Annotated in this window: 17 protein-coding genes; 9 read left to right on the plus strand and 8 right to left on the minus strand. The window is 70.1% G+C overall.

Going from position 1 to position 22,714, the window contains the following annotated elements; translation table 11 throughout:
• Positions 1 to 18 precede the first annotated feature (18 nt).
• A complete protein-coding gene (locus tag QRN67_RS32865; protein WP_285415235.1) occupies positions 19 to 5,361 on the plus strand; it encodes a beta strand repeat-containing protein in 5,343 nt (1,780 codons plus the stop codon).
• A 64-nt stretch (positions 5,362 to 5,425) separates the two neighbouring features.
• Here the strand turns inward: QRN67_RS32865 and QRN67_RS32870 are convergent, their stop codons facing one another.
• Positions 5,426 to 6,286 carry a ChaN family lipoprotein gene (locus QRN67_RS32870; RefSeq protein WP_285415237.1) on the minus strand — a complete coding sequence of 287 codons (861 nt, stop codon included), beginning with the start codon at positions 6,284 to 6,286 and terminating at the stop codon, positions 5,426 to 5,428.
• Between the two features lie 24 nt (positions 6,287 to 6,310).
• On the opposite strand from QRN67_RS32870, the gene QRN67_RS32875 reads away from it, so the two are divergent.
• Positions 6,311 to 7,408: an AbrB family transcriptional regulator gene (locus QRN67_RS32875; protein ID WP_503010967.1), complete on the plus strand. Its 1,098-nt coding sequence runs from the start codon at positions 6,311 to 6,313 to the stop codon at positions 7,406 to 7,408.
• A 61-nt stretch (positions 7,409 to 7,469) separates the two neighbouring features.
• Here the strand turns inward: QRN67_RS32875 and QRN67_RS32880 are convergent, their stop codons facing one another.
• Both QRN67_RS32880 and QRN67_RS32885 read right to left on the minus strand, forming a co-directional pair.
• Positions 7,470 to 7,748, minus strand: a complete 279-nt coding sequence (locus tag QRN67_RS32880) for a BTH_I0359 family protein (RefSeq protein WP_172839907.1) — start codon at positions 7,746 to 7,748, stop codon at positions 7,470 to 7,472.
• Positions 7,749 to 7,863: 115 nt separating this feature from the next.
• A complete protein-coding gene (locus QRN67_RS32885) occupies positions 7,864 to 9,045 on the minus strand; it encodes a DUF3108 domain-containing protein (protein WP_285415241.1) in 1,182 nt (393 codons plus the stop codon).
• Between the two features lie 115 nt (positions 9,046 to 9,160).
• Between QRN67_RS32885 and QRN67_RS32890 the strand changes: the two genes are divergently transcribed.
• Positions 9,161 to 10,261: a fumarylacetoacetate hydrolase family protein gene (locus QRN67_RS32890; RefSeq protein ID WP_081268052.1), complete on the plus strand. Its 1,101-nt coding sequence runs from the start codon at positions 9,161 to 9,163 to the stop codon at positions 10,259 to 10,261.
• Between the two features lie 15 nt (positions 10,262 to 10,276).
• Here QRN67_RS32890 and QRN67_RS32895 read toward each other — a convergent pair whose 3' ends face one another.
• Entirely contained in the window at positions 10,277 to 11,065 is a 789-nt protein-coding gene (locus QRN67_RS32895; RefSeq protein ID WP_081268041.1) for a helix-turn-helix transcriptional regulator, read from the minus strand.
• A gap of 99 nt (positions 11,066 to 11,164) precedes the next feature.
• Here QRN67_RS32895 and QRN67_RS32900 point away from each other — a divergent pair, with 99 nt between their 5' ends.
• The 3 genes from QRN67_RS32900 to QRN67_RS32910 are packed head-to-tail and all read left to right on the plus strand — an operon-like array spanning position 11,165 to position 14,131.
• Positions 11,165 to 12,922: an FAD-dependent monooxygenase gene (locus tag QRN67_RS32900; protein ID WP_285415244.1), complete on the plus strand. Its 1,758-nt coding sequence runs from the start codon at positions 11,165 to 11,167 to the stop codon at positions 12,920 to 12,922.
• Positions 12,919 to 13,131, plus strand: a complete 213-nt coding sequence (locus tag QRN67_RS32905; RefSeq protein WP_081268043.1) for a DUF2783 domain-containing protein — start codon at positions 12,919 to 12,921, stop codon at positions 13,129 to 13,131. Before QRN67_RS32900 ends, QRN67_RS32905 begins: the two co-directional genes overlap by 4 nt.
• A 25-nt stretch (positions 13,132 to 13,156) precedes the next feature.
• Entirely contained in the window at positions 13,157 to 14,131 is a 975-nt protein-coding gene (locus tag QRN67_RS32910) for a Bug family tripartite tricarboxylate transporter substrate binding protein (RefSeq protein ID WP_081268044.1), read from the plus strand.
• 127 nt (positions 14,132 to 14,258) lie between these two features.
• On the opposite strand, the gene QRN67_RS32915 is transcribed toward QRN67_RS32910, so the two are convergent.
• Entirely contained in the window at positions 14,259 to 15,434 is a 1,176-nt protein-coding gene (locus QRN67_RS32915; RefSeq protein WP_081268045.1) for a toxin-antitoxin system YwqK family antitoxin, read from the minus strand.
• A complete protein-coding gene (locus QRN67_RS32920; RefSeq protein WP_081268046.1) occupies positions 15,431 to 15,844 on the minus strand; it encodes a VOC family protein in 414 nt (137 codons plus the stop codon). Before QRN67_RS32920 ends, QRN67_RS32915 begins: the two co-directional genes overlap by 4 nt.
• Before the next feature lie 64 nt (positions 15,845 to 15,908).
• Between QRN67_RS32920 and QRN67_RS32925 the strand changes: the two genes are divergently transcribed.
• From QRN67_RS32925 to QRN67_RS33275, 3 genes are all read left to right on the plus strand, one after another.
• The gene (locus tag QRN67_RS32925) at positions 15,909 to 17,201 is read left to right on the plus strand and encodes a TraB/GumN family protein (protein WP_285415248.1); all 1,293 of its coding nucleotides are present in this window, start codon (positions 15,909 to 15,911) and stop codon (positions 17,199 to 17,201) included.
• Positions 17,202 to 17,212: 11 nt separating this feature from the next.
• Positions 17,213 to 17,584 carry a DUF2946 family protein gene (locus QRN67_RS32930; protein WP_285415250.1) on the plus strand — a complete coding sequence of 124 codons (372 nt, stop codon included), beginning with the start codon at positions 17,213 to 17,215 and terminating at the stop codon, positions 17,582 to 17,584.
• A 204-nt stretch (positions 17,585 to 17,788) separates the two neighbouring features.
• Positions 17,789 to 18,703 (plus strand): copper chaperone PCu(A)C domain-containing protein, encoded by a 915-nt coding sequence (locus QRN67_RS33275; RefSeq protein WP_325000938.1) that lies wholly within the window; start codon positions 17,789 to 17,791, stop codon positions 18,701 to 18,703.
• Positions 18,704 to 18,717: 14 nt separating this feature from the next.
• Here QRN67_RS33275 and QRN67_RS32945 read toward each other — a convergent pair whose 3' ends face one another.
• Both QRN67_RS32945 and QRN67_RS32950 read right to left on the minus strand, forming a co-directional pair.
• Positions 18,718 to 20,448 carry a phospholipase D family protein gene (locus QRN67_RS32945; protein WP_285415252.1) on the minus strand — a complete coding sequence of 577 codons (1,731 nt, stop codon included), beginning with the start codon at positions 20,446 to 20,448 and terminating at the stop codon, positions 18,718 to 18,720.
• Between the two features lie 124 nt (positions 20,449 to 20,572).
• Entirely contained in the window at positions 20,573 to 22,477 is a 1,905-nt protein-coding gene (locus QRN67_RS32950) for an ATP-binding cassette domain-containing protein (RefSeq protein WP_285415254.1), read from the minus strand.
• Positions 22,478 to 22,714 lie beyond the last annotated feature (237 nt).

Here is a 22,714-nt window from a genome sequence, read left to right on the forward strand (position 1 = left end):
CATCCGAGGAGTCACGACATGAAAGCACGCAAGATCCAGAGCCGGGCCGCACGCGCGCCCATGTTCAGCCGCAGCAGCGTCGGCACCGCAGTGGCGATGGCGCTGATAGCCGCCGCTTCCGGTGCGCAGGCCGCAGAAACCACTGTCGGTGCCGCGTACAACGGCAGCGCCAACGGTACGCCGTCGGTGAACGCGGGCAGCAACAACACCGCCAACGTCAACGCCGCGATCGCCGGCGCCAGCGTGGGCACCACCTCCACGGGCACGCCGTCCACGCCCAATCCGGTGGCGATGAGCACCAGCGGCAACCTGATCGGCGCGACCGCCACCGGCAACAGCTTTGCCAACGGCATCCAGCCCGCGCCCGGCCTGCCGGTGAACAACGCGGCGACGCTGGGCGTGGCGACCAACAGCGGCGTGATCAACAGCAGCGTCACGGGCAGCAAGCTCGCGGTCGAGTCGAGCACGCTGCAAAGCGGCAGCGTGGTCAACGCCGACAACACCATCTCGGCCACCACCACGCTCAACAGCGGCAGTTCGGTGGTCTCGGGCGCGGCGCCGGTGGGCGCGCCGGCGCAGGCCGGCACCTCGGTGCTGACCTATCCGGCGGGCGCGCAATTGTTCGACGCCAAGGGCAACATCGTCGTGACCTCGCTGCAGTCGGCCACCGGCGCAGGCTCCGGCGCGGTCCTGCTGAACAACACGGTCGACCTGATGCTGACGGCCAACGCCGGCAACGCCGGCAACACCGTCACCACCGCGGCCGCGCTCGAGCGCAACTCGATCGCCGCGGTGCTCAAGGCCAACAGCGCCAGCAACACGGCCGAGATCCAGTCGGGCGGAGCGCCGTCCTTCGCGGGCTCGGCGGTGGTGGCGAACCTTCAGGCCAATGGCAACGGCATCCTCGCGGTCACGCACAGCGCGACCAACACGGGATCGGTGGTCATGGGCATCGTGAGCGGGGCGCCCGCTGGCGGCGCCAACGTGCTCCAGGGGTCGCTGTCGGTGCAGGGCAACGCCATCTCCAGCGCGGCCACCGGCAACGAGGCGCTCGGCGCCACGGCCGGCGTGGCGGGCAACCGCATCCTGATCGACGACGTGAGCATCGCCGGCACCGGCACGGCCGCCACGGCGGCCAACAACAGCACGCACAACGGCGTGGGCGTGACCAGCAACGTCAACAGCGACCTGGCCATCGTCAACAGCCAGGGCAACATCGGCGTGACCACCTTCGCCCAGACCGTGGGCGCGCGGGTGCTCGCAGGCGTGCAGTCGAGCAAGAGCAGCCAGCTCACGCTCGCGGACAACAGCATCACGGCGGCCGCCACGGGCAACACCGCCTCGAGCGCCATCGCCAGCGGCCAGAACGCGGCGTCGTTCACCGGCACCGCCGCGGTGTCGAACCAGCAGGCCAATTCCGCCGCGGGCGTGTCAGCCTTCGTCATGCCATCGATCATCGCGGCGCAGACCGGCGAGTCGCCCGGCAACGGCCAGACCACCGGCAGCACGGTGACCGTGTCCGACAACACCACGGCCGCCACCGCGCAGGGCAACCAGGTCACGCAGAGCCTGGCGCTGCAGGCGGCTACCGTGGCGCTGGGCAACGGCAACGCGGTGCTCTCGGGCGGCACCGCCACCGACGGGCGCGTGTCGGCAAGCGGCGCGGCCACCCTCACCAACCTGCAGGGCAACTACAACGACGGCGGCGCCGCGGCGCTGAACCTCGGCTCGCAGATTCACCTGACCGCCAACGGCGGCGGCGCGCCGGTGGCGAACAACACGCTGGCGCTGAGCGGCAACCGGCAGGAGGCCGTGGCGCTCGGCAGCGGCGCGTCCAACACGCTGACGCTCACCGGCAATTCGGTGGGCACCGGCGCCGGCATTGCCAGCGTGCAGATGAACGACGCAAGCTCCGGCGTGGGCGCCGGGCTGTCGGATCCGGAGGCGCGCATCGGGGTCGACGGCAACCTCTCGGGCGGCTCGGCCGCGGTCGCCGGCAATCTGCAGCGCGCCATCGCCTACGGCAACTCGGCCACGAACACGCTGGGCGTGAGCGCAGGCAACCTGGCTGCGGCACCGGGTCCGATCCTGCTGGGCGCGGCGGCCTCGACGGTCACTGTCGACCTGGCCAGCGGGCTGCCGTTCAGCAACGCCGCCGGGGCACTGCCCACGGTGCGCGCGGCCTACGGCGTGCTGAACGACCAGTCGGTGCAGGCGACGGTCAACAGCGCGGCCACCGGGCCCAACACCTTCGCGGCGACCGTCAACGGCAACGTGTCGGCCGCCAGCGTCTCGAACAGCGGCAACGCCTTCGTCGGCGCCGCCTACGGCAACGACGCGGCCAGCGGCGTGGCGCTGGGGCTGAACAACGTGAGCGGCTCGAACGCCTCGATCGCGAACGTCACCAACACGCAGGCGGTGGCTGTCACGAACACCAAAATCTCGGCCATCGCGGCCGGCGGCATCGTGGCGCGCACCACCGTGGCGGGCGCGCTCACCAATGGCTCCGTGTCCAGCACGGGCAACACCGCCGAGGCGCTAGCCTACGGCAGCCGCGCCACCGCCAACACGGTGAAGGTGACGGGCAACAACATCGACACGGCGGGCCTCTTGCTGTCGGGCGCGACCTTGGTGGGCAACGCGCTCTCCACCACCGCGGCCTTCAGCGTGCAGAGCGCGCAATCGGGCCAGGGCTCGGTGTCGGCGCAGCGTAGCGGCGGGCCCGAAGTACAGGTCGCGGTCGCGGGCGCGGTCAACAACTCGAAGGTGGATGCCAGCGGCAACACCACGCTGGCCGGCGCCACCAGCAACAGCGCCGCCAACGGCGTGAGCGTGAATGCGGTGGGCGTCTCAACCACCACCGCGGTGCAGAACCTGCAGCTCACCAGCGCGACCGTCGGCTCGCTGACGGGGCAGGAGGGCGCGCTGCTCACCAACAAGGACGGCGTGCAGGTGGTGCTGGGCGGGAGCATCCAGGGCTCGCAGGTCACGGTTGACGGCAACACCGCCGGCGGCTCGGCCACCGGCAACGCGGCGGCCAACAGCATCGACGTGAAGGGCAACACCATTGCCGTGGGCAACGGACTGCCGCTGGCCGGCGCGAGCAGCCTCGCGGGTACGGCGGGCGCGGTCGGCGACCATGCCGTCTCGAACATCCAGCTGGTGACGAGCCCGACGATCTCCTCCAGGGTGGCTGCCGCATTCGGCGTGGACACCGTGCCCGGCGCGGCGATCGGCGGCTCCACGCTGAGCGCGTCGGGCAACACCCAGGGCGCGAGGGCCGTGGCCAACACCGGCAGCAACGCCGTCGCGCTCGCGGCCACCGATGTCTCCGCCCGCTCGGCGCTGCTGTCGGCGCAGGGCAGCACGGCGGCGGTGGAGTCGCGCTCGTTCCAGCAGGTGTTTGCGCCTGCCTCGGTGTCCGGCTCTTCGGTGAAGCTCTCGAACAACGGCAACACGGCGCTGGGCGTGATCAACGACGTGAGCAACAAGGTGTCCGTCGCGGGCGGTACCTCGAGCGGGATCGGGGTTCCCGCGGTCATCACCCAGGGCGCGCTGCCCGGCAACACCATCGCGCTGGGCGACCAGGTGCTGGTGAACCGCCAGTCGGCCGGAACCTCCGTCGCCAGCACCGCCGACACCGCGATCTACAACGAAGACCGCCTGGTGCCCGCCAACGCCGGCCTGAACGGCAGCAGCTTCACGGCATCGGGCAACAGCACCTACTCGGAAGCCTCGGCCAACCGCGCGACCAACGCGGCCTCGCTGGCGGGCGGCGCGTCGCAGTCGGCCAAAGTCGCGGTGCTGAATGCGCAGGACAGCAGCGCGGCCGTGACGGCCAGCGCCAACAACGCGACGAAGCTCACGCTGACCGGCAACAGCGCCCTCGTCGGCAGCAGCGCCACGCTGGACGGCAACAGCACCAGCGCCGCCGCCACCGGCAGCGCGGCCACCAACAGCATCGACGTGAAGAGCGGCGGCGCCATCGCCGGCGGCCTGGCGGCGCTGCCCGCGACCACGACCGGCCCGGCATCGTCGGTGACCGTGTCGGCCTACCAGGCGCTGGCCAACGTGCAGCTGGGGGCGGGCGCCGTGTCGGCCACCGCCACGGGCGTCGTCGGCATCGACACCGCACCGCTGTCGAACGTCGGCACCTCGACGCTGGGCGTGACGAACAACAGCCAGAGCGCGAAGGCGGTGTCGAACACCGCGCTCAACAGCGTGGCGCTGGCGGGTTCGAACGTGGGCGCGCGCTCGGCGCTGCAGTCGACGCAGTCGGGCACCGCGCCGGTGACGGCGTCTTCCACGCTGGAACTGTTCGCGCCGGTGGCTTCCTCCGCTTCGACCATCCGCATCGCCGGCAACAGCAACACGGCGCTGGGCGTGATGAACGACGCGGCCAACTCGCTGAGCGTGAGCGCGGTCAACGCCTTGCCGCCGGGCGCGACGGGCTCGGCCTCGCTGAGCGAGACCGGCAGCGCCGACAACCTCGTGGCCAGCGGCGACCATGTGCTGTCTAACCGCCAGTCGGCTTCCTCGACGGTTTCCAGCACCGCCAGCACCTCGATCCACAACGACGACAACATCGTGCCCGGTACGCAAGGCCTGGCCAATGGCGCGCTCACGATCTCCGGCAACAGCACCTTCGCCGAGGCCTCGGCCAACCGCGCAGCCAACACCGTCACGGCGGCGGGCAGCGGCGCGCAGGGGGCCAGCACCGGCATCGCGAACGTGCAGGGCAGCACGGCGACCGTGACGGCGACTGCCGGCACCGTGGCCAACACCACCCTGGCGGGCGCGGCGCCGCTCAACGGCAGCAGCGTTTCGCTCGACGGCAACACCACGGCCGCTCTGGCGCGCGGCAACTCGGCGACCAACCTGCTCGAATCCGGCGGCGGCAGCGGCTACGGCGTGGCGGCCGCGGCGGGCTCGTCCAGCCTCGTGGCTTCGCCGCTGGCGCTCAACGTGGGCGCCAGCGCGGCGATCCTCAACAGCCAGAACAATGCGGGCATGGTCACGGCCACCAGCACGGGCACGAGCTACCAGGTGGCGCTCAACGGCACCGGCGCGGGCGTGTCGAACGGCACGGTCGGGGTCGCCGGCAACGCGCTGGCGGCGCAGGCCTTCGGCAACAGCGCGACCAACCGCGTGACGCAGACGGCGCTGAACACCGGCACGCCGAGCGCGGCCATCGCCAACTACCAGGTCAACACCGGCGCGGTGACGGCCACGGTGACGAGCGTGAACTTCGGGGTCGGCGTGACGGGCGCGGTGGGCAACAGCACGCTGCGCACCACGGGCAACCAGATCACCGCATCGGCGACTGGCAACTCGTCGGTCTCGACGATCACCGCGCGCTGAAATCGCGCGCCGCCGGCAGGCTGCAAAAGCCGCGGGCCTTTCGAGGCCCGCGGCTTTTTTTCGCTTACTGCGGGCTCGCCTTGGCAGGCCGGCGCAGCTCGGCGCAGTAGTCCTGCGGGGGCAGCGCCGGCGTCTGCCAGATGCGGTCGTATTCGCCGGGCACCACGTTCGCCAGCGTGGGCGCGGCCAGCATGCGCACCGTGGCGATCCTGACGTCGTTCGGCAGGTGCTGCGGCACGCCGAGGGTGCGTACCACATGGCCGGAGCCGGCGATCAGCAGCACCGTCTTGCCGGGCTGCCGCGCCTTGACGATGGCCTGCGCCATCGCGCGGTCGCGGCCCACCTGGATGCGGGTCATGGGAATGATCTGCGACTCGGGCAAGAGCTTGCAGTGGCCCTCGCGCACCGCGTCCTGCTGCGCGACGTAGGCATCGTTGCCGAGCTGCGCGTCGAGCGAGACGTCCGCCATCGCGTCTTTCATGCGGGCGCGCGGCAGGTTGGCGCCGACCACGGGCACGCCCGCGCGCACGGCGGCCATCACGGCCGGGCCGTAGCTGGCCCAGGGCCAGGCCTTGTCGCTCCAGTCGAGCGCGGCCCGCACCTGGGCTTCGGTGGCGGTGGGTGCCACGCGGGCGGTGCCGCGGCCTTCTTCCGCCATCTCGAGCGCCAGCGCGGCGAGCTGGCCGCGCGCGACCAGCGCCTCGACGGTTTCGCGCTCGATGACGTGGTGCTCGGGCGCGTCGTGCTGCTCGCCGAGCAGCAGGGCGTCGACCGGCAGCAGCGCGGCGACCCGGCGAGCGACGGGGGCGTCGGGCGCGTCGGACGACAGCGCCGAGCAGCCGGCGAGGGCGGCCGCAACCAGCGTGGCGACGAGGAGAAAGGGAAGGCGGGGAGCCCGCGCTCGCGAGAATCGTGAAAGAGCCATCGCGCCATACTAGGCCTTCGGCGCATGCGCGCCCTGCCGTCCAATCCCGCTACTTCCTGTCCGTCCGTGCCTTTCCCCTTCATCGTCCGCGTGATCGCCACGCTGCTGCTGGCGCTCGCCGCCGCGGGTGTCTGCCTGGCGCTGCGCACGCCGCTGCCCTGGATGATCGGCCCGCTGATCGCGGTGTCGCTCGCTTCCATCGCCGGCCTGCCGACCGCCAGCCACACGCCGCTGCGCAACGCGGGCCAGTGGACCATCGGCACCGCGCTGGGGCTGTACTTCACGCCGCACGTGGTGTCGCTGGTGGCGGGCGTGTGGTGGGCGATCGCGCTGGCGATCGGCTGGGCGCTGCTGCTGGGCTGGGGCTTCGGGCGCTGGCTGCACGGGGTGCATGCGGCGCGCATGCCGCATGTGCCGGCCAAATCCATGAGAGCCACGACTTACTTCGCGGGCGCCATCGGCGGCGCCTCCGAGATGACGCTGATGGCCGAGTCGGCCGGCGCGCGCACCGATCTCGTGGCGGCGGCGCACAGCCTGCGGCTGGTGGTGGTGACGGTCACCATCCCGTTCGCGATGCAGTGGAGCGGGCTGCACGGGCTGGAGATCAGTCCGCCCGGCGCGCGCGAGGTGAACCCGGGCGGGCTCGCGCTGCTTGCGGTGGCGACCGGCATCGGCGCACTCGCGATGCGCGCGCTGAAGCGCACCAACCCGTGGTTCATGGGGCCGCTGCTGGTGGCGATGGGCTTCACCGTGGCCGGGCATTCGCTGTCGGCGGTGCCGGCATGGATGTCGAACACGGCGCAGCTGGTGATCGCGGTGAGCCTGGGCGTGCGCTTCAGCCGGGAGTTCCTGCACACGGCGCCGCGCTGGCTAGGCTCGGTGGCGCTCGGCACCTTCGGCATGCTGGCGCTGTGCGGCGCGGTGGCCTGGCTGCTGGCCTGGGCGACCGGGCTGCACCCGGCCACCATGATTTTGGGCACCTCGCCGGGCGGCATCGCAGAGATGTCGATCACGGCCAAGGTGCTGCAGCTGGGCGTGCCGGTGGTCACGGCGTTCCAGGTGTGCCGGCTGGTGGCAGTGCTGCTGCTGGTGGGGCCGTTGTACCGGTGGATCTACCGCTGAAGAGCGGCTGCCCATGAAAAAAGCGCCCTGAGAGGCGCTTTTTGCTGGGGACAGGAGCGAATCAGTGCACGAGCACCGGCGTGTGGGCCAACTCGGCATAGCCTTCCAGCGTGTCCTCGACTTCTTCCTGGGTGGGGGTGTTGAGCTGCCAGGCGGCGATCTGCTGCTGGAAAAGCTCGGCCCATGAGCCGTCGAGGTAGACCTCCTTGCCTGAACGCTTGTCCACGATTTCGAAGCCGTGGCGTTCGAGGACCGGCATGTTCGGCTGCGCGGGTTCGTCGCCTTCGGTGGGTTGCACGTGGACGACGACGAAAGACTCCGAGTCATAAAGCATGTTCATGGCGGGCCCCGTAAGGATGTCGATGGCATTCATGGAGAGTACTTAGCAATCAACGCGCCAGTTTCAAGACCCGTTGTCTTTTGTTTACTTTCAACGTCGATATGTGCGTTTTGCCTCAATTTGTGGGGCTCGTGGGTAGGGATTTGCGCAACTGCGCGTCGGCGAAGTTGCCGTTGGGCTCGGTTTGCTTGATCCGCACGGGCAGATAGCCGTAGTCCGGCGCCAGCCAGAGCTCCAGCTTGCTGTCGAACTGCTGGCGCGGGCTGCGGGTGAGCTTGCGCGCCCGGTATTCGCCGGCCGGCAGGCTCAGCTGCTCCTCGTCGCCGACCACGAAGACCCAGACGCCCGCGTCGCGCGGACCCACGGTCTGCACCGAGATCTGGGTGCCCGCCGGGTAGCGGCCCGGGTCGCCCGCCAGCAGGCCTCCGAGCTGCATCATGATGCTCAGCCGGTCCTGCGCGCCGGCCAGCAGCGGCACGGAGGGCGCGTTGTTGCTGAACACCACCTGCCCCTGGTCGCGCACGAAATGCGACGCCACCTCGGACTTGCGGCTCTCCGAGTAACGGTCGGGCTCGATGCCCGACGGGCCGATGCGGCCGGTGCTGTGCTGGCTGCGGATGGTGCTGAACAGCACCTTCAGCGTCAGCCGGGCGTCGTAGCGGCTGCCGTCCTGCAGCCAGGTCAGCTCGCCGAACACGCCCTGCATGGGAGACGAGCCGTCTTGCCCGGTGGCCGTGAAGTCGAGCGTCACCGAACCCGGAATGCGCAGCGACTGGGTACCGACGATGTTGCCGGACGCGGGGTTCGCGGCGCCGGCGGATGCGCCCGCCGCGCCGTCGCCGGTGCCTGTGCCTGCGCCGCTCCCCGCGGCGGTGGCCGGGGTTTCGGCCGGCGTTGCTCCTGAATCCGTAGCGGGCTGCGCCGTCAGGTCGGGCGTTTCCGGTTCCTTGGGCACCGCGTTGTCGGCCTGGGGCGCGGGCGCCGGTGCCGGCTTGGGCTTCGGCACCGACGGCGCGCGGGGCCGGCGCGGCTTCACCGGGGCCGGCGGCCGGGCTTCCGGCGGCGCTGCGGCGGCCGGCGCGGCCGGCTTTTCGGACGCGGGGGGCGCGATCACGATCGTGCGCGTGATGAACTTGTTGGCCAGCGGCGAGGGCTCCGGCCCGATGGCCGTCGGCGCCAGCCCGAGCACCAGCAGGTGGATCACCGCCACCAGCAGCGTCAGGGCAGCCAGCACCCGCCATGACGGGCGCCCGGGCAGGCCGGCGGGCAGCGGAGGGGGGGCGACGAGCGTCGGCATCAGAGTGTGGAGTGGGGCGCCGGCGCGGAGGTTCACCGAGACCACCTCGGTACACTGCCGCCCGTCCAACCAGTTTAAGTGGGAGCGGCAGCCGCCCTCACACACCTACCGCATCATGAAACTCGCCACCCTGAAGGACGGCTCGCGCGACGGCCAGCTCGTCGTCGTTTCCCGCGACCTCACGCTCGCCCACTACGCCACCGGCATCGCGAACCGGCTGCAGCAGGTGCTGGACGACTGGGGCTTCATGAGCCCGCAGCTGCAGGACCTGTACGACTCGCTCAACCACGGCCGCGCCCGCCATGCCTTTCCGTTCGATCCCTCGATGTGCATGGCCCCGCTGCCGCGCGCCTACCAGTGGGCCGACGGTTCGGCCTACCTGAACCACGTCGAGCTGGTGCGCAAGGCGCGCAACGCCGAAGTGCCCGAGAGCTTCTACACCGACCCGCTGATGTACCAGGGCGGCAGCGACGACTTCCTCGGCCCGGTCGACGACATCGTGGTGCCCAGCGAGGCCATGGGCATCGACTTCGAGGCGGAGATCGCCGTCATCACCGGCGACGTGAAGATGGGCACCACGCCCGACCAGGCGCTGGACGGCATCCGCCTGGTGATGCTGGCCAACGACGTGAGCCTGCGCAACCTCATTCCGGCCGAGCTGGCCAAGGGGTTCGGCTTCTTCCAGAGCAAGCCCGCCACCGCCTTCAGCCCCGTGGCGGTGACGCTCGACGAGCTCGGCGAAGCCTGGCAGCACGGCCGCGTGCACCTGACGCTGCAAAGCAGCTGGAACGGCCGCAAGGTCGGCATGTGCGACGCCGGCCCGGAGATGACCTTCCACTTCGGCCAGCTCATCGCCCACATCGCCAAGACGCGCAACGTGCGCGCTGGCAGCATCGTCGGCAGCGGCACCGTGAGCAACAAGGGCGTCGAGAAGAAGGACGGCCAGATGGACTGGCCCAAGGGCTATTCGTGCATCGCCGAGAAGCGCTGCATCGAGACCATCCAGGGCGGCGCCCCCGTCACCGAGTTCATGAAGTTCGGCGACACCATCCGCATCGAGATGAAGGGGCTGGACGGCCGCTCGCTGTTCGGCGCCATCGACCAGGAGGTCGTGTCGACCGCCGGGCGTCCGAAGGAGGCGCCGGTGTCGCTGGTGAAGCCGGCCGCCGGCGCGCAGCAGGACGAGGCGCCGGAAGAAGCGGCCTCCGAAGACTGACCCGGGCTCGCCGCCTCAGTGCGGCCCCTGCGGCCCCGCGCCGCGCAGCAGCTCCTTCTGCGACCGTATTCCCAGCCGCCGGAACGCCCGGTACTGGTGGGTGCGCACGGTCGTCAGCTCCACGCCGATTTCCCGCGCCGCCTCTTTCGCGGTCTTGCCCGCCATCAGGTGGCCGATGACTTCGCGCTCGCGCAGGCTCAATGTCAGCAGCCGCGAGGCCAGCGCGGGCTCCACGGCTTCGCGCACCGCCATTGCGCTGCGTCCGTGCGCCGCGGTCGCGTCGGCCAGCAGCGCGGCATGCGCTTCGATGCGATGGAAAGCCTCCGCATCGAACTCGGGCTGCGCCAAGCTCCGGTAGAAGCTCACCGCCACGCGCTGGCCGGTGGGCAGGAGCAACAGCACCGATGCCCGCTCGCGGATGCCCACGTCGCCGTAGCAGGCCGCGCGGTAGGCCGGGTCGGCCACTTCGTCGGCGCGCTGGTGGCCCAGCCAGAGCTGCGCGCGCTGCGGCAGCTTGCGCGCGGCGAGCCACGCCATGTTCGGATCGAGCAGGTCGAAGCGCTGGGCCACGTAGCGTTCCGAAGTGCGCTCGGCCGTGCTGCCGTAGCTGCTCGCGGCCGACACCGCCTCGATGCGCCCCGCCGCGCTGACCGCGAACACGGTGCAGAAGGTGACGGGCATCACGCGCTGCATCGCCTTCAGGTAGCTGGTGGCCAGGTGCGCCGTGCCCACGCCGCCGAGCACGTCGCTGACCACGGCGGCGGCCAGCGCGGTGTCGGTGGGGTGGATGCGCCAGCGTCTCATGGGGATGGAAAAGGTCCGGAATGCTCGGGAGGTTGGGGTAACTACCTCGTACGAAGTTATGACATCGGCAGCCCGCGCGCATCGGGACAATCCCGTCGCATGACGAACTCTTCCGCAGCCGCTCCGGGCGATGCCGCCGGCGGCCCCGTGCCGCCACCGGCCAGCGCCACCGAACTCCCGCCCTCCGTCGGCGCCTTTCACTACACGCGCTACAAGCCGTGGACGCCGCCGCTCGAGCAGGACGGCGTGGAGCCCGGCCGCCACCCGGTGGTGATCGCCGGCGGCGGGCCGGTGGGCATGGCGCTCGCGCTGGGGCTCGCGAACCACGGCGTGCGCTGCGTGATCCTGGAAGCCGACGACACCGTGTGCGTCGGCAGTCGCGCGGCCTGCATCTCGCGCCGCAGCCTGGAGATCATGGAGCGGCTCGGCGTGCTGCCCGACTTCATGGCCAAGGGCCTGCCGTGGACCGGCGGGCGCAGCTTCTACAAGACGGCCGAGGTGTTCCGCTTCGAGATGCCGCACGACGCGCGGCAGAAGCTGCCGCCGATGATCAACCTCGAGCAGTACTACGCCGAGCACTATCTGCTGGAAGAAATCTTCCGCCGCAACGAGGCGACGCCGGGGCTCATCGACATCCGCTGGGGCACCGAGCTCACCGGCCTCGCGCAGGACGACGAGGGCGTGACGCTCGACGTGCGCAATGCCGAGGGCAGCTACCGGCTGCACGGCCAGTGGCTCGCGGCCTGCGACGGCGGCCAGAGCTTCGTGCGCAAGGCGATGGGGCTCGCACTGGAGGGAACCGGCTACGAGGGCCGCTACGTCATCATCGACATCGAGCTGCACAGCGGCCATCCCACCGAGCGCCGCGCCTGGTTCGACCCGCCGTGGAACCCCGGCTCGACCGTGCTGATGCACCGCCAGCCCGACGACATCTGGCGCATCGACTACCAGCTGCGCCCCGGCCAGAGCACCGAAGAAGCGCTGCAGCCGGCGGCCGTGGCCGAGTTCGTGCAGCGCCACCTCGACGCCATCGGCGAAGGCCACCTGCCGTGGAAGACGGTGTGGACCTCGGTCTACCGCGCCGGCGCGATGACGCTCGACAGCTACCGCCACGGCCGCGTCGTCTTCGCGGGCAACGCGGCGCATGCGATGCCGATCTTCGGCGTGCGCGGGCTCAACTCGGGCTTCGACGATGCAGACAACCTGGCATGGAAACTGGCCTTCGTGGCCAAGGGGCTGTCCGGCGCGCCGCTGCTCGACAGCTATTCGCAGGAGCGCATCGAGGCCTTCCACGTGAACGCCGAGAACGCGATGCGCAGCACCGAGTTCATGTCGCCGCCGTCGCGCGGCTTCGACCTGCTGCGCGAGGCGGCACTTTCGCTGTCCGAGGCGCACCGGGGCATCGCGCAGCTGATCAACCCGCGCCAGACGCAGGCCGTGCGCTATGCCGCTTCGCCGCTGTCGAGCCCGGGCGACGAACTGCCGGCGGGCCCGCTGCCGGGCGAGGCGGTGCCGGAGCAGCAGCTCGAGCGCGGCCACCTCACCGACTGGATCGCGCCCACCTTCACCCTGCTGGTGCTGCGCCCCGACGTGGCCGCGCTGCCGGCCGCCGACGTCGTGCGCGCGCAGCAGGGGGCGCTGCCCTTCGTCGTGCGCACCATCGCCAGCCCGGGCATCGCCGGTGTCGACGCGCATGCCTCGGCCGACGTGTTCGAGGCGCTCGGTGCGCAAGACGGCGCGGTCTACCTGCTGCGCCCCGACGGCCATGTGGCCGCGCGCTGGCGGCGGCTGCCGCCCGGCGCCCTGCAACCCGCGCTGGCACGTGCCGCCGCTGCCCTGGAGACCCTTTCAGCATGACCAACCCTGCTCTTCCCCCCGATGCCCGCGACCGCCTCTACGCCGAATGCGCGCGCGCCATCAGCGAAGCGGGCGCCGAGCGCGAATCGCTGTTCCTGGCGCGGCTCGCGCTGCTGCTGTTCGAGCAGGTCGGCGACGAGGCGCGCTGCCGCGAGGCGTTGTCCGATGCATTGCACGCGCTGCCCGTACCATCGCTGTCCGCTTCCTGATTTACAAACGACTGGAGACTGATCCATGGATCGCCGCACCCTTCTCGCCACGCTCGCCTCCGGCGCCGCGATGGCCGCATCGCCCTTCGCCCGCGCGCAGGAATATCCCGCACAGCTCATCAAGTGGGTCGTGCCCTATCCGGCGGGCGGCGGCACCGACGTGATCGCACGCGTGCTGGCCGAATCCATGCGCCAGACGCTGGGCCAGCAGATCGTGGTCGACAACCGCCCCGGCGCCTCGACCAACATCGGCGCCGACCTGGTCGCCAAGAGCAAGCCCGACGGCTACACCATCCTGTCGGCCGACAACGCGGTGCTGGCCTTCAACGAGCACCTGTTCAGCAAGCTGCCGTTCAACCCCGAAAAAGACTTCACCTACATCGGCGCCATCGGCAAGTTCCCGCTCGCGCTGGTGGTGCACCCGGACTTCCCGGCCAAGAACTTCAAGGAGTTCCTGGCCTACGTGAAGGCCAACCCCGGCAAGGTCAACTACGCTTCGCCCGGCAACGGCTCGCCGCACCACCTGGCCATGGAAATGTTCAAGGTGCGCACCGGCACTTTCATCACCCACATTCCCTACCGCGGCGCCGCGCCGGCCATGGCCGACGTGATGGGCGGCCAGGTGCCTTGCATGTTCCTCGACCTGGCCTCGGGCCTGTCGATCATGCAGAGCAACAAGGTGCGGGTGCTGGCCATCGGCTCGGGCGCGCGCAGCAAGCTGCTGCCCAACGTGCCGACGCTGGCCGAAGTGGGCGTGCCCAACACCGAGGTGTTCGCGTTCCAGGGCATCCTCGGCCCGGCGGGCCTGCCGCCCGCGGTGGTGAACAAGCTCAACGGCGACCTGAACAAGGCCTTCGGCACGCCGGCCGTGCAGAAGCGCTTCGAGGACTTCGGCATGGAAGCGATGCCCGGCACGCCGGCGCAGTTCGCGGCGCTGTCGCGCGCGGAATCGAAGCGCTGGGGCCCGATCATCAAGCAGGCTGGAATCAAGCTCGACTGAACTCGCCGAGGGCATTTTTTCTCGCGTAACACCGCGGAACCGGCTTCGCCGGGCCGCAGGTGTTGCCCCCGGTAGGGGGGTGGCGCAGCGACACGAAGTGCGCGGAGCCTGGGGCCTCTGGGGGGCGTTACTTTGTGTATGCCTTGCGCGAGCCGTCCTCGAAGACTTCGTCGTCTCGCTGCAGCTCGCCGTTTTCGTCCCAGGCGCGTTCGCGCGTCACGCGGCCCTTGGCGTCGAAGCTCGATTCGGCAATGAGCGTGCCTTTTTCGTTGAAGCGCTGGTGCGTGCCGATCGGCACCTGCCGGCTTCGGCCGACGAGCTGGTAGCGGCCCTGCGCGGCGCGCTGGCCGCTGTCGTAGAACTCGGTGATGTCGACCACGCGGCCATTGCCGTTGCCGCTGTAGGCCGACTTGCTGCTCGGCTGGCCGTTCAGGTAGTAGCTGTCGTCGCCGATGGGCTCGCCCGCGCTGTTCCAGCGCTGGTCGCGCACCAGCGTGCCTTTTTCGGAGAAAGCCTGCTCGCGCTGGCGGATCGAGGCGCGCTCCACCAGCAGGTACACCGTCTCGCGGCGCTTGACGCCTTCTGATGAGTAAGCCTGCTCGGTGCGCTGGTTGCCCATGGTCTCGTCGAGCGACGCTGTCTTGCCGTTGTCGTAGAAACTCTGCGAACGCACCCGCTTGCCCGACAGGTAAGACAGCCGCGAGCGCAGGTTGCCGCGCGCATCGAACAGGTCGACCTGCGACGGGCCGCCGCTGAAGCCGCAGAGCTTGGCGTCGTCGACCACCGGCGCCAGCGTGGGCGCGTCGGCGCAGCGCAATGCCGAGAGCTGGCCGCGTTCGGTGAACTCGACCGAGCTGCCGCTGCCGGTGTCCGGATAGAAGATGACGCGGCGCAGCTTGCCGTCGGGGTAGTAGCTGCGCGCCAGGCCGCGCTCCTGGCCGTCGTCGTAGGTGGCCTCGCGCAGCACCTTGCCGTTGGGCGAGAACTCGCGGGCGCGGCCCTGCAGGTTGCCCTTGGCATTGAGGGTGTGCTCCTTGGCGAGCTTGCCTTTCTCGTAGATGCGCACGAGGCCCATGAAGACGCCGTTCTGCACCTGCTCCTCGCGCTGCAGCTCGCCCGTCTCGCGGGCCTTGCAGCGCAGGATGCCCGTCTGGCCGGCGGTGGTGGCGCCGTTGGCCGGGTTCACGCTGCGACCGTTGAGCTCGCAGTCCTGCTGGGCATGGGCCGCCGAGGCCGCGAGCAGCGGCACGAGGACGGCAAGCCCGGACCCGAGCTGCCTCAGGCGCAGGCGCGGACTTGTCACTTGTCGTAAAGAGTGTCTAGTGAACGGAAGCCCTTGACCTCGATCGGATTGCCGAACGGGTCGCAGAAGAACATCGTCCATTGCTCGCCCGGCTGGCCTTCGAAGCGCACCTGGGGCTTGAGCACGAAGTCGGTGCCGGCGGCTTCGAGACGCCCGGCCAGCGCCTGCCAGTCGGGCAGGGCGAGCGCGAGGCCGAAGTGCGGCATCGGCACCATCACGTCGCCCACGCGGCCGGTGCGGGTGGTGGCGAAGGGCTCGCCGAGGTGCAGGGAAATCTGGTGGCCGAAGAAGTCGAAGTCGACCCAGGTGTCGGTGCTGCGGCCTTCGGCGCAACCGAGGACATCGCCATAGAAGCGGCGGGCACCGTCGAGGTCGCGAACGTGGAAGGCAAGGTGGAAGATGCTTTGCATGGTTTCGGATTATGGGCAACGGTGCTGTGAGAATGCCGGACTTTCTTTCATCGTGGAGCAAGCCTTGCGGATACTCCGGATCCTCGCCGCGCGGATGCGCGGCATCTATATGTCGGCGCGGATGCGCGCAGTCGATTTCTCGGCGCCCTCGCGCCTCGTGCAGCGGGCACCGCGCCAGATCCTGGCGGGCGTGTGCTGCGTCTTTACATTCGGCGCCGCCCATGCGGCCTGCCCGCCCTCGGCCATCGCCAGCCTCGAGAAGCCGGGCGTCGGCCTGCGCAACGGCGTCGACCGCGGCATGCTGTGGCGCATCGAGCGCGACGGCCGCACTTCATGGCTCTACGGCACCCTGCACGTGGGACGCGGCGACTGGGTGCGGCCCGGGCCGACCATCCAGAAGGCGCTGACGCAGAGCGACCTGCTCGCACTGGAGCTCGACTCGCGCGACGAGGCCACCGCCCGCACCATGGCCCAGCCGGCAGACCCGGCGCTGGTGGCCCGGGTACTCAGCGGCGAGCGTGCCCGCCGGCTCGAGCGCCAGAACGCCGAGGCCTGCGTGCCGCCCGGCACCACGTCGAAGCTGCAGCCCATCCTGCAGGTCACGGCGCTGGCCGGCCTGGCGGGCCGCGCCGACGGGCTGTACCCCGAATTCGGCGTGGACGAGACGCTGGCCGTGTCCGCCCGCAACAGCAGCAAGCCGATCGTCGCCCTCGAGAACGCGGCCGACCAGCTGCGCGTGCTGACCGGCGAGTCGGAAGACGAAGAAGGCCAGCAGATCGACGCCGCGCTCGACGAACTGGAGTCGGGCAAGCTGCGCGGCCAGCTCAAGGAACTGGCCGACGTCTGGGCCCGCAGCGACGCGGCCCGGCTCGCGCGCTATGCCGACTGGTGCGACTGCCTCAACACGCCCGCCGAGCAGCGGCTGCTCAAGCGCCTGCTCGACGACCGCAACCCCGGCCTGGCCGACGGCATCGAGCGGCTGCACGCGAGCGGCAAGGGCGTGTTCGCGGCAGTGGGCGCGCTGCACATGATCGGGCCGCAGGGGCTGCCCGCGCTGATGGCGTCGCGCGGCTTCACCGTGACGCCGGTACTGACCAGCGCGCAGGAGCAGACGGCGGTGCCGATGCCCGCGCTCGCGGCCCCGTCGCCCGCGCCGAGGGCGCGCGGTGGCAAGGCCGTGAAGGGCCAGCGCGTGCAGAAGGGCCAGAAGGGCGCACCGGCTGCCGCGGCGAAGGGCGGCAAGCCCGCGGCAGCTGCCAAGGCCGCGCCCGCCGCCAGGGGCGCGAAAGCGCCGGCCAAGGCGGCCGGCAAGGCACCCGCCAAGGCCCCGGCCGCCAAGGGCAAAGTGAGCCGATAATCGCGACCGCCATGCACGCGCTGCGCCTTCCCACCCGCTTCCTCGGCCTCATCGGCCGCTGGGTGCTGCTGTGGTTCGTGCTCTCTCTGGGCGTGGCGGTGGCGTCTCCGCTGGTGCGTCCGCAGTCGATGGAACTGGTGTGTTCCGGTGCCGGCCCCGTCAAGGTGGTGGTCCACACCGACGACGGCGCGCGCGAAATGGGCGCCTCGCACATGGACTGCCCGCTGTGCGTGCTGACCGGCGCCCCGCCGCCGGCCATGGTGGCGCCGGCTTTCGATCTTCCCCTTCCGCTGGGCCGCGTGGTCCAGTCGATTCCCGCCGCGCGGCTGGCCGCGGCCACCGCCGCGCCCCTGCCGGCGCGCGGCCCCCCGACTTTCTCCTGACGCTCTCGAAACGATAGCTGCATTCGCGCGCTTGGCGTGCGCACGCGGCTTGTCCGGTTTGACGTTCGATGGAGAAGGCTCCTCTTGAAAAAAGCAATCCCGCGCCCTGCCGTTGCTGCTCGGCGCAACCCCGCAACCCACCTGTGTGGCCGAACGCGAGTTCGACCTTTGACTTTCCCGTTCCAACCCCAAAGGACCCGCGACATGACGAAACCGATGGCCGCCATCACCCTGCGAACGCTCGCCGCCTGCGCCATGCTGGCCGGCACCACCGCCGCGCTGGCGCACGTGACGCTGCCGCCCGGCGGCGCCACCGTCGGCAGCGACTACAACGCCGCCTTCCGCGTCGGCCACGCCTGCGAAGGCGCCAAGGCCACCACCGGGCTGGCCGTGCGCCTGCCCAAGGGCTTCGTGCTGAGCGACGCCCAGGCGCGCAAGGGCTGGAAGCTCGACGTGACGAAAAGCGGCGACGGCGAAGTGCGCTGGACCGCCGAGACCCCCGGCAACGCCTTGCCCGGCAGCGAGCGCTCCGAATTCGTTCTGCGCGGCAAGGTGCCGGCCACGCCGGGCACGCTGTGGTTCAAGGTGCTGCAGACCTGCGACACCGGCGTGGCCGACTGGGCCGAGGTACCGGCATCGGGCAACTCGACCGCCGGCCTGAAGAGCCCGGCCGCCAAGCTCGTGGTGGTGGCGCAAGGCGTGGCCACTGTCGACGTGCGCGACGGCTGGGTGCGCCAGTCGGTGCCGGGCCAGAGCGGCACCGGCGCCTTCATGAAGCTCACCGCGCCCACCGGCACGAAGCTGGTGAGCATCTCCACACCCGCGGCCGGCACCGCCGAAGTGCACGAGATGAAGATGGAAGGCGACGTCATGAAGATGCGCGAGCTGCCCGGCGGCCTCGACCTCCCCGCGGGCCAGACCGTCGAGCTCAAGCCCGGCGGCTATCACGTGATGATGATGGACCTCAAGGGTGCGCTGGCGAAGGGCGCGACCGTGCCGATGACGCTGAAGTTCGAGGACGCCAAGGGCGTGAAGACCGCGCTGGACGTGACGCTGCCCGTGGGCGCGCCCGAAGGTGCCGATGCTGCCGGTTCGTCGGCGCACCAGCACAAGCACTGAGCGCCGCGTCGCGGCTACAGCAGCTGGTCGGGCGCGAGCGGGCCGAACAGCTTGAGCATCAGCCGCAGGCTGGCGCTGGTGTCGGGCTCGGTGGTCGCGTCCTTCAGGCCGCTGCCTTCGGGGGCGCGCCACACCAGCGAGCCGTCCGTCAGCTCCACGTGCCATGAGCGCTCGCGCATGCCGCGCTCGATCTGGGCCGATGCGGCGCGCGAGAGCTCGTCGCTGCGGATCAGCAGGGCGATCTCGGTGTTCTGCAATTGCGAGCGCAGGTCGAGGTTCATCGAGCCGACCACCAGCAGCCGGCCGTCCATCACCAGCACCTTCGAGTGCAGCATCGCCCGCGACTGCCCGGTGACGCCACCGCTGCCGGTGCTTCCCGAGGAGCCGAACACGTTGCCGAAGTTCGACTGCTCGCTGCGCAGTTCATAAAGCTCGATGCCCATCTTGAGCAGCGCCTCGCGGTGGCGCGCATAGCCCACGTGCGCCACCGGGGCGTCGTTCGAGGCCAGGGAATTGGTCAGCACCCTGATCTTCACTCCCCGTGCGCGAGCCTCGCCGAAGGCTTTGAGCATGTCTTTCCCGGGCACGAAGTAGGGCGAGATGATGAGCAGGCTGGAGCGCGCCTGGCCGATCATCTGCAGCAGGCCTTCGACCACCGTGTCGCCGTTGGCGGCCAGGTCGGAGGCTGCCTCGAGCGACGCCGCGCCGCGCGAGGCCGCGGGTTTGTCGTCGGGCTGGCTGACCACGAGACCGGGGGCCTTCGCGGTTTCCGGGCCGGAGTCGGCGGGGATTTTGCCGGGCTTGTCGGCCAGCATCACGGCCGGCGCCCAGACGAAATCGGCGGTGCGCAGGTCGAGCGCCTTCTGGTCCCAGGCGCGGGCGCGTTGCTCGGCGGTGGGTGGCGCATCGGCGCTGGGCGGGTCGTCGCGGTCGCGGGTGGCCTGTTCGACCAGCTCCTGGTCGGCCTTCTTCGCGCGCTCGCGCATCGACTGCAATTCCTCGCGCGTGACCAGCGATTGCACGGGGTAGGCGCGCTCGTTGTTCCAGTAGCTGTCGAAGCTGCGCGACAGGTCCTGCACGATCGGGCCGATTGCCAGCACGTCGACATCGACGAAGTTGCCGTTGGCCGCGTTGCCGAAATAGGCGTCGCCCAGGTTGCGGCCGCCCGCCACCCCCATCACGTTGTCGGCCAGGAACAGCTTGTTGTGCATGCGCTGCTGGATGCGCGAGGCGTCGTCGATCGAGTTGACCAGGCGGCTGAAGGTGGAGTCGCGCGAGCCGGCCAGCGGGTTGAAGAGCCGCATCTCGATGTTGGGAATGAAGGCCAGGCCCAGCACCAGTGCGTCGCGGCCGGTGGTGTGGAAGTCGTCGAGCAGCACCCGCACCCGCACGCCGCGCTCGGCGGCGGCGCGCAGTCCCCTGACGAGGCGGCCTGTGCTGGCGTCGGCGTGAATGGCGTAGTACTGGAGGTCGAGCGTCTTCTGGGCGCCTTCGATCAGCGCGAGCCGGCTGCCGTAGGCGGCCTGCGGCCCGCCCAGCAGCAGGAAGCCGGATTCGTAGCGGGCGTTGGCGGCGCGCCGGCGCTGCTGCACGAGGTCGGCCAGTGCGGAGCCGGTGGCCGGCGCGGCGATGGCGGTCGAGACGGGGCGCTCGACGTTCTGCGGCAATTGCGCGCAGGCCCCGAGTATCAGCAGCGCCAGGAGCGCGGTGGACCGACGAAAGAAGGCTTGGAATGAAGAAGGCATGCAGCTTTCCCGGGGCTTGGGGGGCGAAGCCGCATATATAGCCTAGTCCGCGCCCCGCCGGCGTCGGACGGCGGGACGGGCGCGGCGCGGCGGGCGCGCCGGAAAGCGCTTTGGTTCGCGCCGGTCAGCGGCCGGCGCCCAGTTCTTCCTGGCGCTCGAGCGCTGCGAGCAGTTCGTCGTCGATCTTCGCGTGGCGCTCGGCGAGTTCGGTGGCGCGCGAGGAGTCGGTGGCATAGATGGCGCCGCCGTCGAGTTCGAGCATCTCGGTAATGCGCTTCTGTTCCGCTTCCAGGCTTTCGATCTGGGCGGGGAGCGCTTCCAGCTCGCGCTGCTCCTTGTAAGAGAGCTTCTTGCGCGCAGCGATCGCCTTGGGCGCGACGGGTTCCGCGGGCGCGGACGGCGCTGCTGGGGCCGGTGCCGCAGCGGGGGCCGCAGCCTGGCGCTGTTCGGCGATCTCTCGCGCACGCTTGGACTGGACCAGCCAATCCTGCACGCTGCCTTCGTACTCGCGCCAGCGGCCGTCGCCTTCATAGGCGATGGTGCTGGTCACCACGTTGTCGAGGAAGGTCCGGTCGTGGCTCACCAGGAACACGGTGCCGTCGTAGTCCTGCAGCAGGTTCTCGAGCAGCTCCAGGGTGTCGATGTCGAGGTCGTTGGTCGGCTCGTCGAGCACCAGCACGTTGGCGGGGCGGGCGAACAATCGGGCCAGCAGCAGGCGGTTGCGCTCGCCGCCGCTGAGCGAGCGCACGGGGGAGTTGGCGCGCGCCGGGGAGAACAGGAAGTCGGAGAGGTAGCTCTTCACGTGCTTCTTCTGGCTGCCGATCTCGATCCATTCGCTGCCGGGGCTGATGAAGTCTTCCAGCGTGGCGTCGAGGTCGAGCTTGTCGCGCATCTGGTCGAAGTACGCCACCTGCAGGTTGGTGCCGCGGCGGATCTTGCCGCTGTCGGGTTCGAGCTCGCCGAGGATCAGCTTCAGCAGGGTGGTCTTGCCCGCGCCGTTGGGGCCGAGCAGGCCGACCTTGTCGCCGCGCAGGATGGTGCCGCTGAAGTTGCGGATGACGGTCTTGGGGCCGAACGACTTGGTGGCCTCTGTGAGTTCCGCCACGATCTTGCCGCTGGACTGGCCCGAGGCCACGTCCATGTTGACGCTGCCCTGCACCTCGCGGCGCGCCGCGCGGCTGGCGCGCAGTTCCTGCAGGCGGGTGATGCGGCTCTGGCTGCGGGTGCGGCGCGCTTCCACGCCCTTGCGGATCCAGATTTCTTCCTGGGCGAGCAGCTTGTCGGCCTTGGCGCTGATCACGGCTTCCTGGGCGAGTTGCTCTTCCTTCTGCACGAGGTACTGCTCGAAGTTGCCGGGATAGGAACCCAGCTTGCCCCGATCCAGCTCGACGATGCGGGTGGCGACACGGTTCAGGAAGCTGCGGTCATGGGTGACGGTGACGACGCTGCCCTTGAAGTCGATCAGCAGTTGTTCGAGCCACTCGATGGAGTCGAGGTCCAGGTGGTTGGTGGGCTCGTCCAGCAGGAGCACGTCGGGCGCGGCCACCAGGGCCTGCGCCAGGGCAACGCGTTTGCGGGTACCGCCGGAGAGCGAGCCGACGCGGGCATTGCGGTCGAGGTGGAGGCGGTGCAGCGTCTCTTCCACGCGCTGCTCCCAGTTCCAGGCGTCGAAGGCTTCGATCTGGGACTGCAGGGCGTCGAGGTCGAGGCCGTCCGCACCGGAGAGATAGAGATCGCGAATGGCAATGACCGGGCCCAGGCCCTGGCTTGCGGCGGTGAAGACGTCCGCATCCATGTCCAGCACAGGCTCCTGGGCGACGTACGCGACCCGGAGGTTCTGCTGGAACTGCAGGGTGCCGTCGTCGGTCTTTTCCAGGCCGCCGAGTATCTTGAGCAGCGAAGACTTGCCGGCGCCATTGCGGCCGATCAGGCCGATGCGCTCCGATTCCTGAAGAGAGAAGTCCGCATGATCCAGCAGCGGGACGTGACCGAACGCGAGTTGGGCGTCGAGGAGTGTGATGAGTGCCATGTGGCTCGAATTATCGGAGGAGCCACAAGATGCAATGGGCGAGAGGATGTCTGCCTGTACGTGAAGAGCCTTGAAGAAGTCTTTTCATCGTGATTCTTCAGGGAGATCTTGCGCGCGGCAAAAGATGACATATACTCGCTGGCTCGGCTGACAACGCAGCATGATTTCTTCGGGAATCGCAGCAAGTCGGCCGATAAAAAAACTTCCTTCGAAGTTGACGCTGACAGAAAAGTCGGT

Source organism: Variovorax sp. efr-133-TYG-130, assembly GCF_030208835.1.
Lineage (GTDB): Bacteria > Pseudomonadota > Gammaproteobacteria > Burkholderiales > Burkholderiaceae_C > Variovorax.